The sequence below is a fragment of the Haloarcula hispanica ATCC 33960 genome (assembly GCF_000223905.1).
GTDB lineage: Archaea > Halobacteriota > Halobacteria > Halobacteriales > Haloarculaceae > Haloarcula > Haloarcula hispanica.
In genome coordinates this window covers 2,104,545-2,120,914 of sequence record NC_015948.1, presented here as the reverse complement: position 1 = coordinate 2,120,914, position 16,370 = coordinate 2,104,545, and the positions used below count along the sequence as shown (strand labels likewise).

Here is a 16,370-nt window from a genome sequence, read left to right as displayed (position 1 = left end):
GTGATTATATATCTATAATAGTCCGGAATCGGAATTACCTCCTAGATATTTATCGGCTTCCGGAACCAATGGGTGGATACCGGTCGGGTAACTCCGGCCCCTACGAACTCATGGTATCTCTTACCGGACTCCGCGAACGAGTGGACGACGACATCGACCCCCCGTCGGTGCTGGTCATCAGCGACCGTCACGTCGGGTCTGAGGTAGTAACGGCGTTAGACCGAGGCATCGATGCCTGTCTCGTCACCGACCACGACGGCGTTGCCGGGCAAACGCCCGACGACACCCGCGTGGTAGTCGGTGACGGGCGGGAGCGTACTGTTCTTCAGGACGCCGGGGCCCAAACGACCGATGTCGCTCTGGTATCGATGCAGACGGACCACGGGGCGTTCCTCGTGACACAACTGCTTCGGACACAGTTCGATGTCGAAACCGTGGTCGTCGTGCTCAACGACCCACAGAACCGGCCGGCGTTCGAGTCGGCTGGCTCGACGGTGATCTGTGGCTCACGCGTTCTGGCGACGGAACTGGAACGCTCCGTCGAAACATCGCTCCGGACGCCGGAAACCGCGTAACCATGGCCAAGGATCTGGAACGCGACCTCGGACTGCTGTCAGTGGTAGCGATATCCATCGGCGCGATGGTCGGCAGTGGTATCTTCATCCTGCCGGCGCTGGCGGTGAAAGACGCCGGGGCCGGCATCATCGCTGCCTACCTCCTCGCGGGCGTGCTCGTGCTGCCCGCCGCACTCAGCAAGGCCGAGATGGCGACGGCCATGCCGGAGGCCGGCGGTACGTACGTCTACATCGAGCGGTCGATGGGGCCGCTGCTTGGCACAGTTTCGGGACTCGGAACGTGGTTCTCACTCTCGTTCAAGGGCGCGCTCGCGCTCGTCGGCGGCGTGCCGTACCTCGTCCTTCTGTTCGACCTGCCGATCCGTCCGGTTGCAATCACGCTCGCCGTCGTTCTCGTCCTCGTCAACATCCTCGGCGCGGAACAGACCGGGCGACTCCAGATCGGCATCGTCGCGGTGATGCTCGTGGCGATCGGCTGGTTCGTCGCCGGCGGCGGTCCGGCGGTCAACACCGCGAGTTACGGCGGGATGTGGGAGTACGGCGCGAGCGGCATCTTCGCCGCGACCGGCCTCGTGTTCGTCTCTTTCGCGGGCGTGACGAAGATAGCCTCTGTCGCCGAAGAAGTCGAAGACCCGGACCGCGTCATCCCGCTCGGGATGCTCGGCTCGCTTGGCTTCACCACACTGCTGTACGTCCTCGTCGTCGCCGTCGTCGTCGGCGTCATCCCGCTCGACCAACTCGCCGGGAGCACGACGCCCATCGCGGACGCGGCCGAGGCGACGCTGGGAACTGCTGGCGTCGCGGCCGTCGTTCTCGCGGCGATTCTGGCGCTGGTCAGCACGGCCAACGCCGGCATCCTCTCCTCGTCGCGGTACCCGTTCGCCATGAGCCGTGACGGCCTCGCACCCGACCTGTTCAGCACGGTCAGCGACCGGTTCGGGACGCCGGTGACCGCGATTTCGCTGACCGGCGGCGTAATGTTGCTCCTCATTCTCTTCGTCCCGATCCTGGAGATCGCGAAGCTCGCGAGCGCGTTCAAGATTCTCGTCTTCGCGCTCATTAACGTCGCGCTCATCGGCTTCCGCGAGAGCGACGCCCCCGACTACGACCCTTCCTTCGAGGTGCCGCTGTACCCGTGGACGCCGATATTCGGCACCATAACCGGCTTCGCCCTGCTGACGCAGATGGGCCTCATCGCGATCGTCGGGGCCGTCGGTATCGTCGTCGGCAGCGTCGTCTGGTATCTGGGCTACGTCCGGCCGCGGGTCACCAGAGAGGGCGCGATCAAGGAGTCCGTCCGCCGGAGCATCGGCGACCGCGCGCTCGACCGGACCGAAGAGACACTCGACGAGACGGCGGAGACTGCCGTGCTCGTCGCGCTTCCCGAAGGGTCCTCGCGACGGAGCGAAGCGACACTGCTGGAAGTCGGGGCCGCGCTCACACCCAACGGTAGCAGTCTCTCTATCGTCCAGTTCGACGAAGTACCCGACCAGCAGCCCCTCGATTACGCCTCCGGCGTCCAGTCCTCCGACGACCTCGAGTTCGAGTGCCGGACCGACACGCTGGCGGCTGAGTTCGATGTTCCCGTCGAATACGGCGAACTCGTGAGCCACCATCCCGAGCGGGCCGTCGCCAACGCCGTCGACGAGCGTGGCGTCGATGTGCTGCTGGTGGAACGCGGTGCGTCGTTCGAAGACTCGCTACTGGGTGACAGTATCGACCGCATCCGGAAACAGGCCGACTGTGACACTATCGCCGTCGACGCACAGCCGCTTGACGCGCTGGAGACGATCACGCTTGTCACCACCCGCGGCCCGTACGACCCGCTGAAAGTCCGCGTCGGCAACGCCGTCGCGACGGAGACCGGAGCCGACCTCCAGTTCCTCTACCCGCTCGACGAGCGCCAGTCCGCGGAGGAACGCCAGCAACTCGAAGCGTACCACGACGATCTGCTGGACCTCTGTGACGTGCCGACGGAGCGGACCTTCGTCGACCGACAGGAGTTTTCAGCGGCGATAGACGCGGCTGACAGCGACAGAACGCTCCTGATACACGCGAACAACGGTGGGCTCGCGGCTCGTACGTCAAACGACGACGGGTCTACGCAGTCAGCAATTCAGGACAGCGACCACGCGTCGATTGAAGTGGACACGAAACGTCACCCCGACGGCGTCGTCGGCCGACTGCTCGAACGGCTGGCGTTCTAGCTACCGGACCGTCGCCGTCGCGTCTTTCGCGCCTTTCACCGTCTCTCGCACCGCGTCAACACCTTCGTCGTGGACGAGGTCGCCGACAACGATGGTGTCGGCGTGCTGTGCCATCGTGCGGGCGGATTCGTAGTCGTGGATGCCACCGCCGTAGAACAGCGTGGCGTCGTCGAGGATGTCCGCGGCGGCGGCGACGATGTCGGTGTCGCCGAGCATCCCCGAGTACTCGACGTAGACGATCTCCTGACCGAGGAGGTGTTCGGCGGCTTCGGCGTAGGCGGCCACGTCGTCCGCGTCGAGGTCGCAGTTGGCCTGCGTGTAGGACGCCACCGACGCTTCCGGATTCATCACGATGTAGGCCTCGGTGAAGGTCCGCGACCAGTCGATATCGTCGTCCATGCGTATCCACTCCTTGTGCGCGCCGGTGATCCATGCCACGTCGCCGGCGTTCATCACGACCGGGATGAGATAGCCGTCGTGGCGGTCGCTGTGGACGACCGATGCAGGGTTGGACGGCTCGATATACACGGGAATGTCGTGTTTCCCGCAGGCGTCGACGACCCGCTTCATCTTCTCTTCTGTCATTCCGGTGGTCCCGCCGACTTCGATGGCGTCGGTCCCCGTCGCCGCGACGTCTTCGAACGTCTCTCCGTCGACCAGCGTCTTGTCGGGGTCTATCTTCACGATGTGGTCCCAGTCCGCCCAGTCGCTCATACCTGCCAGACTTGCGCGTGGCCGTATAACCGCTTCGGATACACCGACCACAGTGGGTCACACTGACAGCCCGCCCGGACAGACAGATAGCGACCGAGTGGCGTCGGCGCTATACGTATATCTCCGAAGATTTATGATGGCTATGTTACAATCGTCAGACAATGACAGCGGACAGGCACCGGTACGTCGTCGCTACCATCCGGGCCGTCCTCGTGTTTACGGGGGTCGTCGTCACGGTGGGAGTGCTGTACTCCTTCTCGACGATGCCGACAGCGTCGTCGTCCAGTGCGGGCTTCGTCCGCGGGCTCTCGTATCTGTTCGGTAGCGTTTTCTTTATTCTTGCGCTGGCCGGTGCCGGACTCGGCATCGCCTTGCCATCGCTGCTGGGAGCCGACGACGCGCTGGCGTTCGACCGCTGGCAACGCCGCTGTCTCCAGGGCGCTGGCGGTCTCTTCGTCGGCGGGTTCGTCGTCGGCCTGGCGACGGGGCTGCTCACCGAGTTGCAGTTCGGCCTCCTTCTCTGGCTCGTCGCCATCGTCCTTGCCGTGCTCGTCATCAGTTGCGTCTTGGTCTGGCGACTGTTCGAGGTGTTCGTTACTGCACTGGTGCGCCTCATCGCCGCGGAGACCGGCGAATGACGCGCACAGTTCCCGCCGTACTACGGTAACGCTGATACCGGCGGCAGCCAAACACGCCAGCCGTGCAGCGACTTACGACAGTCGAGACGGTCCACGAGGACGGGTCGTGGCTGTTCACCGCCGAAGACCCATACGGCGACCTGGAGGAGGTCGTTCTCGTCCCCTGCGAGGACGGCGTCGAGGCGTGGGTAAACCGATGTACGCACGAGGCACAGCGGTTCGACACCGGGCGAGGCGTTCCGATGCGGGACGACCAGCTCATCTGCCCCCGACACGGCTCACTGTTCGATGCCTGCGACGGCGGCTGTGACAACGGCGACGCCGCGGGGACGACGCTCCCCGGCGTCGAGATCTCGGAGACTCACGGCGACGTGTTCCTCACGGACGACGACTACACGTTCGCCCACGAGGGCGGCATCGACGACGATGACGGCCCGAGTTCCACGTCCCACCTCCAGCTGTGACCGGCGGCCACAGCATCGACCGGGACCGACTCCGGGCCGGCGTCGTCGAATGCCCGCTCTGTGAGCGCCAGATCCCCGAGCCGGTCACACACGCGGTCGCCTACGGTACCGTCGACACAGTCACAGCCGACAACGCGGACGCCGTCGAGTGTCCGGTCTGTGACGGCGTGACGTTCGTCTCCGACTGACCGGAAAACCGGCGACTTCAAATCTCAGGCTTCCAGTTCGTCCTGCCACTCCCGGACCTGCGTGGCGCTGACACCCTGCACCTCGGTAGCGACGATGTCGGGGTCGGCCTCCCGGAGCGCCGCCAGCGAGTCGACGCCGGCATCGCCGAGCTTCTCCGCGGTCGCCGAGCCGATGCCGTTCAGGTCCTCCAGGTCCTCGACAGCGGTGCGGGCCTGGTACTCCTCGTAGTTGCAGATGGGACAGCCAAGCTCCCAGGGGTCGTCACTGTCGGCGTCGATGACCAGCTCCGGCAGGTCGTGCTCCTCGCAGTAGGCCTCCGTCACCGAGATATCGCCGTTGCGGGGCAGCGGCAGCGAGTAGTCACAGTCGGGGTAGCGCGTACAGCCGACGAGCCGGGAGCCCGAACGGAGGTGTTTGATGGCGAGTTCGCCACCCTCCGCTTCGGCGGCTTCGCCGCCGTCGCCTCGTTGCTCCGCCGGAGCAACGCCACACTCGGGACACGGCCCGATGACCTCGTCCTCGCTCTCGTCGGCCTTCTCGGCCTCACAGCGGGGACAGCCGTGGACGAACGTGTCCCGGCCGGCGAGCATCTTGACGTGGTACATGTCGTGTTCCTCGCAGTGCTCTTCGAGCACCTGCGGCTCGCCCGTCGACGGCAGCGGGAGCGTGTTGCGACACTCGGGGAAGCCGTCACAGCCGACGAAGTACGACCCCTGACGCGAGCGCCGGACGAGCATGTCCTCGCCGCACTTCGGACAGGGACCGAGCGTCTTGTCGGCCTTCAGCGACTCCTGGAGGTGCTCGCCGATCTCCTCGCGGGAATCACGCAGTTCATCGAACACCCGTTTGAGCATCTCGCGGGACTCGTCGGCCACGTCGTCGAGCGTCGCCTCGCCGTTGGCGATGGCGGTCATGTCCGCCTCTAACTGGGCGGTCATCTCGTCGCTGACGACGTGGTCGGCGAACTCCTCGGCGGCCTCGACGACGGCCATCGCCAGCGTCGTCGGCCGGGGCGGATCGCCCTCGATGTAGCCGCGGTCGTACAGCTTCTCGATTGAATTGTGACGGGTCGACTTCGTCCCCAACCCCTTGTCCTCCATGGTCTGGATGAGCCGTGACTGGCCGTAGCGGCGCGGCGGCTGGGTCTGCTTGGCCTCCATCCGGACCTCGGAGATGGCCAGTTCCTCGCCCTCCTCCACGTCGGGGACGTGGTTCTCGCTGGCGCTGGAGTAGGGGTACACCTCGTGGTAGCCCGGTTCGACCAGGCGCTTGCCGTTGGCCTTCAGCGAGCGGCCGCCGGCGTCGGCGACGACGCGGAGGTGCTCCCACGTCGCGGCCTCGGCGACCGTCGCGAAGAAGCGCCGGACGACCAGTTCGTAGATCTCCCACTCGTCGTCCGAGAGGTCGACCTTCGGCGGAATCTCTCCCGTCGGGTGAATGGGCGGGTGGTCGGTGGTCTCCTCGTCGCCCTCGGTCGCGGTGATGTCGTCTTGCTCCAGCAGCTTCTCGGCGTCCTCGCCGAAGTGTCCGGCTCCGACGAACTCATCGAGCAGGGCGTCCTCTTCGAGGTCGTCCGGGTAGACCGTGTTGTCCGTTCGCGGGTAGGTGATGTAGCCGGTGGTGTACAGTTCCTCGGCGATAGACATCGCCTGCTGGGCGGAGTAGCCCAGCGAACTGGCGGCGGAGATGAAGGCGGTGGTGTTGAACGGCGTCGGCGGGCTGTCGGTGCGGGTTCGGCGGCGGACGCTCGTGACCGTCGCCGCGTTGACGCCCGTCAGGTCGGCGTAGGCGTCGTCGGCGTCGTCCTCGACCCAGACCCGCTCGGCCTCCTTCCCGTCGTCGTCGTAGAAGTACTGGGCCTCGAAGCCCGAGCCGTTCTTCTGGAGGTCGGCGAAGATCTCCCAGTAATCCTCGGGGTCGAAGGCCTGGATCTCGCGCTCGCGGTCGACGATGAGCTTCAGCGTCGGCGACTGGACCCGACCAACGGAAATGAAGTCGTCGCCCAGTTGTCGGGCCGACAGCGAGAGGAACCGCGTCAGCGCCGCGCCCCACACGAGGTCGATAATCTGGCGGGCCTCGCCCGCGGCCGCCAGGTCGAAGTCGATGTCGTCGGGGTTGGCGAAGGCGTCCCGGACCTCCCGCTCGGTGATCGAGGAGAAACGGACGCGGTCGACGGGCGCGTCGGTCTCCTCGCGGATGAGTTCGTAGGCCTCCTTGCCGATGAGTTCCCCTTCGCGGTCGTAGTCAGTCGCGATGGTGGCCTCGTCGGCCTCCCGGGCCAGTTGCTTCAGCGTCGTGACGATGTTCTCCTGGGTCGGCTCCTTCGTCACGTCGGCGTCGATGAGTTCGACCGGCTCCACGTCGCGCCAGTCGTTGTACTCCTCGGGGAAGTCGACGCCGACGACGTGCCCGGAGAGGCCGACGACGCGGGTGTTCCCCCACCGATAGACGTTGACGCCGTTTTGCCTGCTCGCGGACGCGCTCCCCTCGGAGAGGATCTCCGCGATGCGGCGGGCGGCGTTGTCTTTCTCGGTGATAATCAGCCGCATGGGACACCACCTGTCTCTGTCATTACTCGTCGCTACGGAGTCAGTTGTTCTAAAGGCTTTCGGGAAAATCAGGCGACAGCGCGGGTGTGCGGGCGCTTGCGGGGCCGCTCGCGCTCGCGCGGAGGTAGCCTCTTACCACTCGGTAGCGGTCCCGCACTGCCGCCGTGACCGGCGGCACTTATCACTTCGATGCACTCTTGCCACTGCCACCCCGACTGCCGGTATGGATCGCCGGACGACCAAACTCCTCCGCGGAACCGCCGCCGCACTCGTCTTCGCGACGGCGGCGTTTCACCTCTGGTGGGGACTCCCGCGAAGCATCATCTACGCGCAGGCGATCGAGGGACTCTTCGGACGAGGCCTCCCGCCGGACCCTCGGCCCTTCTTGTTTGTGGCCTTCGCCGCGGTGTTGTTCGCCGGCCCGTATCTCATCACCCGGGGCGTCATCGGCCTGCGGAACGCCTACATCGCCGGGACGCTCCTCATGATCGCGTCCATCGCCGGCTGGGTGTTCTGGCACGCTACTGGACACGGTGCCTTCCTCGTCGAGGGGTTCTCTGCACCGTCGTCCGGTGGCGGCGGACACCACGGCGGGAGTACCGCGTTGCTGATACTAGACCATTTCAACACTGAACCGACCGAATCAGCTATCAAGACCCTCGAAGCCCTCGCCGCTGCGATATTCGTCACGCTGCTGTGGAAGGACCCCGCGATCATCCCGGGCGAGCGGCGCGAGAGCGTCGAGTCGAACGCGTCGAGCGAATCGTAGCACGCAGCTCAGCGTAGCGGCTATCGGGCCGGCCTCTCAAATCAAATCCACCTGTACGATTCAGGATCGATTCGGCAAGGAAACGGCGGTATCGTGACATTTATCATCAATAGTATGTCTCTTGTTACAGGATGGAAACCTCTATCCCGGATGTGATATGGGACCCAGGGATGGACCGGGTGTTCGAGGCGTTGTTTACCCGCCGTCGACGAATGATTCTGTTTATGGTAAAACAGAGTAGTCCACGGCCGATTGTCGACTTTCTGCCCAGAAGTGCCGGGGCCAGAAACACCGAAACCGAACTCCGCCACGACGACCTGCCGCGGCTGGCCAGTCTGGCATACATCGACTGGGACCGAGCGGCCGATGAAGTATCTCGGGGCCAGCGATTCGACGAAATCGAACCGATGCTCGACCTGCTCGAGAACCACGCTGATGAACTGCCAGCCGACTGGCCACAGCGGTGACTGTGACAACTCACCACTGTGCCGCGCAGGCCGCGTAGGACGCTGTCTTAGCTCTCCAACTCCTCGCGAAGCAGCCCGTTCACGTCGCCGGGGTCGGCGCTCCCGCCGGTCTTTTGCATGACCTGCCCGACGAGGAAGTTGATTGCGCCGTCCTCGCCGCTGTGGTAGTCCTCGACGGCGTCGGGGTTTTCGTCGATGGCGTCCACGACAGCCTGCTGGACCTCGTCGCCGGAGGTCTTGCCAAGCCCTTCGCGGTCGACGACAGCGTCGGGGCCGTCACCCGTGTCGAGCATCTCCCGGAGCACGGTCTCGTGCGCGTTTTTCGCCGTGATATCGTCCTCGGCGACGAGTTCGACGAGCCGGGTCACCTCGTCGAAGCGGTCGTCGATATCGGTGATGGCCATGTCGCGGTAGTTCAGTTCGCCGAGTAGATTATCGGCGACCCAGGTCGCAGCGAGGTCGGCGTCGAAGCGCTCGGCCACGTCCTCGAAGAAGTCCGCCACCTGCTTCGTGCTCGTGAGCTTCGAGGCGGCTTCCTCGCTGAGGCCGTACTCCGCGACGAACCGCTCGCGGCGGGCGTCGGGGAGTTCCGGAATCGGGACCTCGTCCTTCCAGTGGCTCACGCGAAGCGGCGGCAGGTCGGCCTCCCGGAAGTAGCGGTAGTCTTTCTCCTCTTCCTTCGAGCGCATCGACACCGTGTTGCCGTGCGTTTCGTTGAAGTGGCGGGTCTCCTGCTCGACGGCGCGGCCCGACTGGATGAGCTTCCGCTGGCGGGAGGCCTCGAAGGAGAGCGCCTGTTCCGCGCCCTTGTGACTGGAGATGTTCTTGACCTCGGTGCGGTTGGCGTCTTCGAGGACGGACTTGTCGATGTCGCCGTCTTCGCCAACTTCGCTGGCGTCGACCATTGAGAGGTTCGCGTCGATGCGGAGACTGCCATCCCGCGTCGCGTCGAACACGCCCAGATACTCAAGCACTTCTTCGAGTTTTTCGAGGAACGACCGGACCTCGCCCGGCGCACGGAAGTCCGGCTCCGTGACGATCTCCATCAGCGGCGTCCCGGCGCGGTTGTAGTCGATGAGCGTGTAGTCCGCGCGCTCGATGGAACAGGTCCGGGACTCAAGCGGACCCGAGCCCTCGCGGACGTGCTTGATTGACCCGGGGTCCTCTTCGAGGTGTGCCCGGCGGATGTCGACGCTGCGGCGCTCGCTCTCGACGGAGAATTCCAGCTCCCCGTCCTGGCAGATGGGCGAGTCATACTGCGTGATCTGGAAGTTCTTTGGGAGGTCGGGGTAGTAGTAGTTCTTCCGGTGGAAGGTGGTTTCCTCCGGAATATCGGCGTCGATGGCCTTGCCGACCTTCACGGCGGCCTCGACCGCCCCCTCGTTGACGACCGGGAGCGCGCCGGGTAGTCCCAGACACACCGGGCAGGTGTGGGTGTTGGGTTCGGAATCGGCCACATCGGTCGAACAGCCACAGAAGATCTTCGTCTCCGTCTCGAGCTGGACGTGGACCTCCAGCCCGATGACGGCCGCGAGTTCGCGGGCTTCGGACGCTTGCGCAGTCATTGTCCGGGATTCGGTGGCGCGTGGCTAAAGGCTAACGACCCTGTACAGTGTCGGGACGGACTCGGCCCTTCGGAGCGGACGTATCACTCGGACTGCCAATGTCTGACGTAGGTATAAGTGTCCACAATGGCTGGGTTACGGATATGTGCGGCAACCGAGTCGAGGAACTCGAAACGCGCGTCAGAGAACTGGAAGCGTCGGTCGAAGGACTGACCGACGAACTCGTCGAATGCAAGGTCCGCATCCGGGAACTCGAAGCCAGCGTCGACGAAGACAACGGATTCAGCGCTGACGAGTCCGACTCGGAGGAATCGGCCGCTACCCCGACGGAGGCCGACACACCTAACACTGAGGATACCGACGAGGTTGATAACAGGGAGGAAGCCGAGGCCGCGTCGGAGACCGAGACCGAGGAGGACTCGGAGTCCGACATCATCGTCGCGTAGGGCTGTCGGCCACACCACCGCATGCATATCAAAGAGCTCGTCCTCGACAATTTCAAGAGCTTCGGACGCAAGACCCGAATCCCGTTCTACGAAGATTTCACTACTATCAGCGGCCCGAACGGCTCGGGCAAGTCCAACATCATCGACGCGATTCTGTTCGCGCTCGGACTCGCTCGCACCTCGGGTATCCGCGCCGAGAAGCTGACTGACCTCATCTACAACCCCGGCCACGCCGACGAAGACGCCGAGTACGACGGCGAACGCCAGGCCAGCGTCGAGGTAATTCTGGCCAACGACGACCGGACGCTGTCACGTTCACAGGTCGTCAACGCCGCCGGCACGGAGGACGTGGGCGACGTGGACGAAATCGCCATCAAGCGCCGGGTCAAGGAGACCGAGGACAACTACTACTCCTATTACTACATCAACGGGCGCTCGGTCAACCTCTCAGACATTCAGGACCTGCTCGCCCAGGCCGGCGTGACCCCGGAGGGGTACAACGTGGTCATGCAGGGCGACGTGACCGAGATCATCAACATGACCGCCGGCTCCCGCCGGGAGATCATCGACGAGATCGCCGGCGTCGCCCAGTTCGACGCAAAGAAGGCCGACGCCTTCGACGAACTGGAGGTCGTGCAAGAGCGCATCGACGAGGCCGAGCTCCGCATCGAGGAGAAACAGGAGCGTCTTGATCAACTTGAAGACGAACGGGAGACGGCGCTCAAGTATCAGGACCTCCGTGACGAGAAAGAGGAGTACGAGGGGTACCGCAAGGCTGCCGAACTCGAAGACAAGCGCGAGGAACTGACAGCCGTTGAGGAGTCCATCGACGAACTCGAAAGCGAACTCACCGAACTCCAGACGGAACTCGACGAGCGCCAGGGTGCGGTCATCCGACTGGAAGACGAGCTCCACGAACTCAACCAGGAAATCGAGCGCAAAGGCGAGGACGAACAGCTCGCCATCAAGCGCGAGATCGAGGAGATCAAAGGCGACATCTCCCGTCTGGAGGACAAGGTCGAGTCCGCCGAGGAGACCGTCGAGGCCGCCGAGAACGAGCGCCGGCAGGCGTTCGTCCAGATCGACCGCAAGCAGGAGACCATCGACGACCTCGAAAGCGACATCCGCGAGACGAAGGTCGCCAAATCCAACGTCAAAGCCGACATCGCCGAGAAGGAGTCCGAACTCGCGGAGGTCCAGCAGCGCATCGACGAGGTCGGCGAGGAGTTTCAGGAGGTCAAGGACGAACTGGAGGCGAAGCGCTCGCGGCTGGAGACGCTCAAAAGCGAGAAGAACGACCTCCAGCGCGAGCAGGACCGCCTGCTCGACGAGGCCCGCCGGCGCTCGAACGCCGAGGACGAGAAGCGTGAAGCCATCGAAGACGCGGAAGCCGAGATTCCCGACCTCGAAGCCGATATCGAGGACTTAGAGACGGAACTGGAGAAAGCAAAGCAGAACAAGGCCACCATCGGCGAGGTCGTCGACGACCTCCGGGCCGAGAAGCGGGAACTCCAGTCGGACCTGGACGAACTCGAAGACGAAATCAGCGCGAAACAGCAGGAGTACGCCCAGCTAGAGGCGAAAGCCGGCGAGGACGGGGACTCCTCGTACGGGCGTGCCGTGACAGCGATTCTCAACGCCGGTCAGGACGGCGTTCACGGTACCGTCGGCCAACTGGGTGGCGTTGACCCCGAGTACGCCACGGCCTGTGAGACGGCGGCTGGCGGGCGGCTCGCACACGTCGTCGTCGACGACGACAGCGTTGGTCAGCGCTGTATCGAGTACCTCAAATCACGCAGCGCCGGCCGGGCGACGTTCCTCCCGATCACACAGATGCAGAACCGCTCGCTGGGATCGCTGCCCAGCGCTGACGGCGTCATCGACTTCGCGTACAACCTCGTCGACTTCGACCGCGAGTACGCGGGCATCTTCTCGTACGTGCTCGGTGACACTGTCGTCGTCGATAGCATGGACACCGCCCGCGACTTGATGGGCGACTACCGGATGGTCACGCTCGACGGCGACCTCGTCGAGAAGTCCGGGGCGATGACCGGCGGCTCCTCCTCGGGCACACGCTACTCCTTTTCGGGCGGCGCGGGCAAGCTCGAACGCGTCGCCACGCGCATCAACGAACTCGAAGACGAGCGTGCGGACGTGCGTGAGGACCTCCGGGACGTGGAGGAGCGCCTTGACGACGCCCGCGACCGCGAGTCCGATGCGACCGAACAGGTCCGGGATATCGAGACGAGCATCGAACGCAAGCAGAGCAAACTGGAAGACACCCGTGACCGCATCGATCAGCTGGAAGCCGACCTCGAAGACATCGCCGCGGAACGCGAAGACGTGGCCGACCAGATGGACGAACTGGAGGCCGACATCGAGGAAAAGACCGAGGAGATCGACGCGCTCCAGCGCGATATCGACGACCTCGAAGCCGAGGTCGAGGACTCGGAACTGCCGGACCTGACGGACCAGCGCGAGTCCATCAAGGACGACATCGACGGGCTCGAAGACCGCCAGGGCGAACTCGACGCCGAACTCAACGAGTACGAACTCGAAAAGCAGTACGCCGAGGACGCCATCGAGGACCTCCACGACGACATCGAGGCGGCCCAGAACCGCAAGGCCGAACACGAGGAGCGTATCGACGACCTCGAAGCGAAAGTCACCGAGAAACAGGAGCTGAAAGCCGAGAAAGAGCAGGCCGTCGCCGACCTCGAAGAGGAACTGGCCGAACTCAAGTCCGAACGTGAGGACCTGAAAGACGACCTGGGGGAGGCCAAGGAGGCCCGGGACGAGCAACAGGCCGCGGTCTCCGAAATCGAGCGGGATCTCGAGTCCGAGCAGGAAACCCAGGAGCGCCTGGAGTGGGAGATCGACGAACTCGAAGCGCAGGTCGGCGACTACGACCCCGAGGACGTGCCCGACCACGAGACGGTCGAGCAGGAGATTGACCGGCTGGAAACGGAGATGGAGAAACTGGAGCCGGTCAACATGCGCGCCATCGAGGAGTACGACCGCGTCAACGACGACCTGCAGGAACTCGAAGACAAAAAGGCGACGCTGGTCGAGGAGGCCGACGGCATCCGCGACCGCATCGATACCTATGAGGCCCGCAAGAAGGAGACGTTCATGGAGTCGTTCACGGAGATCAACGACCAGTTCCAGAACATCTTCGAGCGGCTCTCGAACGGCACCGGGCACCTTCACCTCGAAGACGAGGACGACCCCTTCGAGGGCGGGCTGACGATGAAGGCCCAGCCGGGCGACAAGCCGATTCAGCGGCTGAACGCGATGTCCGGCGGCGAGAAGTCGCTGACGGCGCTGGCGTTCATCTTCGCCATCCAGCGGCACAACCCCGCGCCGTTCTACGCGCTCGACGAAGTGGACGCCTTCCTCGACGCGGCCAACGCCGACCTCGTCGGCGAACTGGTCGACGAACTCGCCGGCGACGCCCAGTTCGTCGTCGTCTCGCACCGCTCGGCCATGCTGGAGCGGTCCGAGCGCGCCATCGGCGTGATGATGCAGGGCGACAACGTGAGTGCGGTTACTGGGATTGATCTCAGCGGTGAGGGTGACGGTGACGAGGAGGTGCCGGCTGATGACTGATGAAGGGGTTGAAAGTCAAGCGGATGACATTCCACTCAACATTACCGGCCACGAGGACCGCGACCCGCCCGGTGAGTCGGGCGATGCGGCGGCGCTGCTGGGCGAATCCCCCGATTCAGATGATCCCTCTCCCGAGCAGGACGGCCCCGAAAGCGACTCGGACGACGACAGCGACGACGAGGACGTCGAACCGGTCGAGGTTCTGGTCCAGCTCGCCGACGACGGCGAAATCGACCCCTGGGACATCGACGTGGTGAGGGTCACCGACAAGTTCCTCCAGCGCATCGACGACGCGGACTTGCGCACGTCGGGCCGGGCGCTGTTCTACGCGAGCGTTCTGATCCGGATGAAAAGCGACGCGATGCTGGGCGAGGGCGACGACGAGGAGGACCCCGTCGAGCCGTGGGAGCAGGCGATGCACGAGGACGCACCCATCGAGGACCCGGATCCCTTCGCCGCGCTGGAATCGGAGATGGACCGCCGGCTCGAACGCCGGCGTGCCCGTGGGATGCCACAGACGCTCGACGAACTCGTTCGGGACCTCCGGGACGCCGAGCGGGAGTCGTGGTGGAAAGAGTCCCGGGAATACGACACCAGCGACTCCCCGAGCGGGTACGACCGCGGGACGCAGGAACTGGATTACCGCGGGGCCGACGACATGCGACTGGACGAGGAGCCGTCAGCGGCGGACGTGACCGGGACGGCTCACGCCGAGAACATCGACGACATCATCGCCGATGTCCACGACGCCGTCCGCGAGCAGTACGATCAGGGCCGCGAGGAGGTGCTGTACCGCGAGGTCGACACCGCCGGCGGGACCCGCGTCGAGACGTTCCTCGGACTGCTCTTTCTTGCCCATCGCGGCCAGGTCCGCCTCCAGCAGGACGACCTTTTCGGCGACCTCTGGATTCAGGACCCCAGCGCCGCGACCGGGTCGGACGAGGCCGTCGCGGACTAACGCCCTCCGAGTCCTCTATGGACGGTGTGCCCCTCTTCTAGTGCCGCGGCAAACAGGTTCAAACGGGTCGAACCCCAAACGCGAGTAATGGCGACCCAGTCCTCGCCGCCGGAGTTACCGGACCCGGAAGCGCTCGCAGACACGTTCTACGTCTACGAGGTCGACAGGACCGCCGAGGACGGCGTCCGGTATTACGGCGAGCCGATGACCGAGTCCGAACAGGTCATCCACCGCATCGCACCGGCGTTCCGTCAGCGCGGGTATCGCGTCGCGCTCAAGCGGGAGATGGGCGAGTGGGTCCTGATCGCGCGGGAGCGGTCCCTCGGCGTCGACGGCATCCCGTGGTTGAACGTCGGGCTCGCCGTCCTGACGCTGTTGTCGACACTGTACGCCGGGTCCCGCTGGTACGGGCTGTCTGTTCTCGACGACCCGACAGCCATGCTCGAGGCGTGGCCCTTCGCCGCCGCTGCACTGGGAATCCTTGCGATTCACGAGTTCGGCCACTACGTCATGAGCCGCTACCACGAGGTTGAGGCGAGCCTGCCGTACTTCCTGCCGTTTCCGAACGTGCTCGGGACGCTGGGCGCGGTCATCAGCATGAACGACCACATCCCCGACCGGAAGGCGCTGTTCGACATCGGCGTCGCCGGTCCGCTGGCGGGCCTCGCCGCGACTGTCGTCGTGACCGCCATCGGCGTGACGCTCCCGCCGGTGGAGGTAACCCGTGGGATCGTCACGAACATCGAACTCGGCTACCCGCTGCTGTTGCAGGGCATCGCGGCGGTGATGGGTGAACAACTGGAGTACGCGAACCCGCAACTCCTCCCGAACCCGGTCGTCATCGGCGGCTGGGTGGGGGCGTTCGTGACCTTCCTGAACCTCCTGCCTGTCGGCCAACTCGACGGCGCGCACGTCGCCCGGGCGCTGTTCGGCGACCGACTGTCGCTGGTCCAGCTAGCCGTCCCCGTCGCCCTGTTCGGGCTCGCGGGCTACCTCGTCGCCTTTGAGGGGGGCCGAGCGGCCGGACTGTGGGCATTCTGGGGGCTGCTAGCGCTGGTGTTCGGTCGGCTCGGGTCGGCGACGCCGCTGGACGAGACGCCGCTGGGGCCGGGCCGCTGGGCTATCGGCCTGGTCACGTTCGTTCTGGGCATGCTCTGTTTCGTTCCAGTACCGCTCGTCATCACGATGTAGTGGCTTCCGGTGGACCGCACTCCCGACCC

14 protein-coding genes are annotated in these 16,370 nt (G+C 64.9%); 11 read left to right on the top strand and 3 right to left on the bottom strand.

Going from position 1 to position 16,370, the window contains the following annotated elements:
* Positions 1 to 110 precede the first annotated feature (110 nt).
* Positions 111 to 575 carry an NAD-binding protein gene (locus tag HAH_RS10635; RefSeq protein WP_044952261.1) on the top strand — a complete coding sequence of 155 codons (465 nt, stop codon included), beginning with the start codon at positions 111 to 113 and terminating at the stop codon, positions 573 to 575.
* 2 nt (positions 576 to 577) lie between these two features.
* On the top strand, positions 578 to 2,782 hold the full coding sequence (locus HAH_RS10630) for an APC family permease (RefSeq protein ID WP_014040909.1): 2,205 nt from the start codon (positions 578 to 580) through the stop codon (positions 2,780 to 2,782).
* Here the strand turns inward: HAH_RS10630 and HAH_RS10625 are convergent, their stop codons facing one another.
* On the bottom strand, positions 2,783 to 3,496 hold the full coding sequence (locus HAH_RS10625; RefSeq protein ID WP_014040908.1) for a phosphoglycerol geranylgeranyltransferase: 714 nt from the start codon (positions 3,494 to 3,496) through the stop codon (positions 2,783 to 2,785). It abuts the gene before it with no gap.
* A gap of 161 nt (positions 3,497 to 3,657) precedes the next feature.
* Between HAH_RS10625 and HAH_RS10620 the strand changes: the two genes are divergently transcribed.
* The 3 genes from HAH_RS10620 (at position 3,658) to HAH_RS10610 (ending at position 4,786) form a co-directional block, all read left to right on the top strand.
* Positions 3,658 to 4,134 carry a hypothetical protein gene (locus HAH_RS10620; protein ID WP_014040907.1) on the top strand — a complete coding sequence of 159 codons (477 nt, stop codon included), beginning with the start codon at positions 3,658 to 3,660 and terminating at the stop codon, positions 4,132 to 4,134.
* 62 nt (positions 4,135 to 4,196) lie between these two features.
* Positions 4,197 to 4,598, top strand: a complete 402-nt coding sequence (locus tag HAH_RS10615) for a Rieske (2Fe-2S) protein (protein WP_014040906.1) — start codon at positions 4,197 to 4,199, stop codon at positions 4,596 to 4,598.
* On the top strand, positions 4,595 to 4,786 hold the full coding sequence (locus tag HAH_RS10610; RefSeq protein ID WP_014040905.1) for a hypothetical protein: 192 nt from the start codon (positions 4,595 to 4,597) through the stop codon (positions 4,784 to 4,786). Before HAH_RS10615 ends, HAH_RS10610 begins: the two co-directional genes overlap by 4 nt.
* 24 nt (positions 4,787 to 4,810) lie before the next feature.
* On the opposite strand, the gene HAH_RS10605 is transcribed toward HAH_RS10610, so the two are convergent.
* Entirely contained in the window at positions 4,811 to 7,336 is a 2,526-nt protein-coding gene (locus HAH_RS10605) for a DNA topoisomerase I (protein ID WP_014040904.1), read from the bottom strand.
* 223 nt (positions 7,337 to 7,559) lie between these two features.
* Between HAH_RS10605 and HAH_RS10600 the strand changes: the two genes are divergently transcribed.
* A complete protein-coding gene (locus tag HAH_RS10600) occupies positions 7,560 to 8,105 on the top strand; it encodes a hypothetical protein (protein ID WP_014040903.1) in 546 nt (181 codons plus the stop codon).
* Positions 8,106 to 8,275: 170 nt separating this feature from the next.
* Positions 8,276 to 8,572 carry a hypothetical protein gene (locus tag HAH_RS10595; protein WP_008312747.1) on the top strand — a complete coding sequence of 99 codons (297 nt, stop codon included), beginning with the start codon at positions 8,276 to 8,278 and terminating at the stop codon, positions 8,570 to 8,572.
* Between the two features lie 47 nt (positions 8,573 to 8,619).
* On the opposite strand, the gene gatB is transcribed toward HAH_RS10595, so the two are convergent.
* Entirely contained in the window at positions 8,620 to 10,137 is a 1,518-nt protein-coding gene (gene gatB / locus HAH_RS10590) for an Asp-tRNA(Asn)/Glu-tRNA(Gln) amidotransferase subunit GatB (RefSeq protein ID WP_014040902.1), read from the bottom strand.
* Positions 10,138 to 10,280: 143 nt separating this feature from the next.
* On the opposite strand from gatB, the gene HAH_RS10585 reads away from it, so the two are divergent.
* The 4 genes from HAH_RS10585 (at position 10,281) to HAH_RS10570 (ending at position 16,341) form a co-directional block, all read left to right on the top strand.
* The gene (locus HAH_RS10585; protein WP_008312751.1) at positions 10,281 to 10,583 is read left to right on the top strand and encodes a DUF7518 family protein; all 303 of its coding nucleotides are present in this window, start codon (positions 10,281 to 10,283) and stop codon (positions 10,581 to 10,583) included.
* Between the two features lie 21 nt (positions 10,584 to 10,604).
* Positions 10,605 to 14,192 (top strand): chromosome segregation protein SMC, encoded by a 3,588-nt coding sequence (gene smc / locus HAH_RS10580; RefSeq protein WP_014040901.1) that lies wholly within the window; start codon positions 10,605 to 10,607, stop codon positions 14,190 to 14,192.
* A complete protein-coding gene (locus HAH_RS10575; protein ID WP_014040900.1) occupies positions 14,185 to 15,150 on the top strand; it encodes a segregation and condensation protein A in 966 nt (321 codons plus the stop codon). Before smc ends, HAH_RS10575 begins: the two co-directional genes overlap by 8 nt.
* Positions 15,151 to 15,237: 87 nt before the next feature.
* Positions 15,238 to 16,341, top strand: a complete 1,104-nt coding sequence (locus HAH_RS10570) for a site-2 protease family protein (protein WP_014040899.1) — start codon at positions 15,238 to 15,240, stop codon at positions 16,339 to 16,341.
* Positions 16,342 to 16,370: the final 29 nt, after the last annotated feature.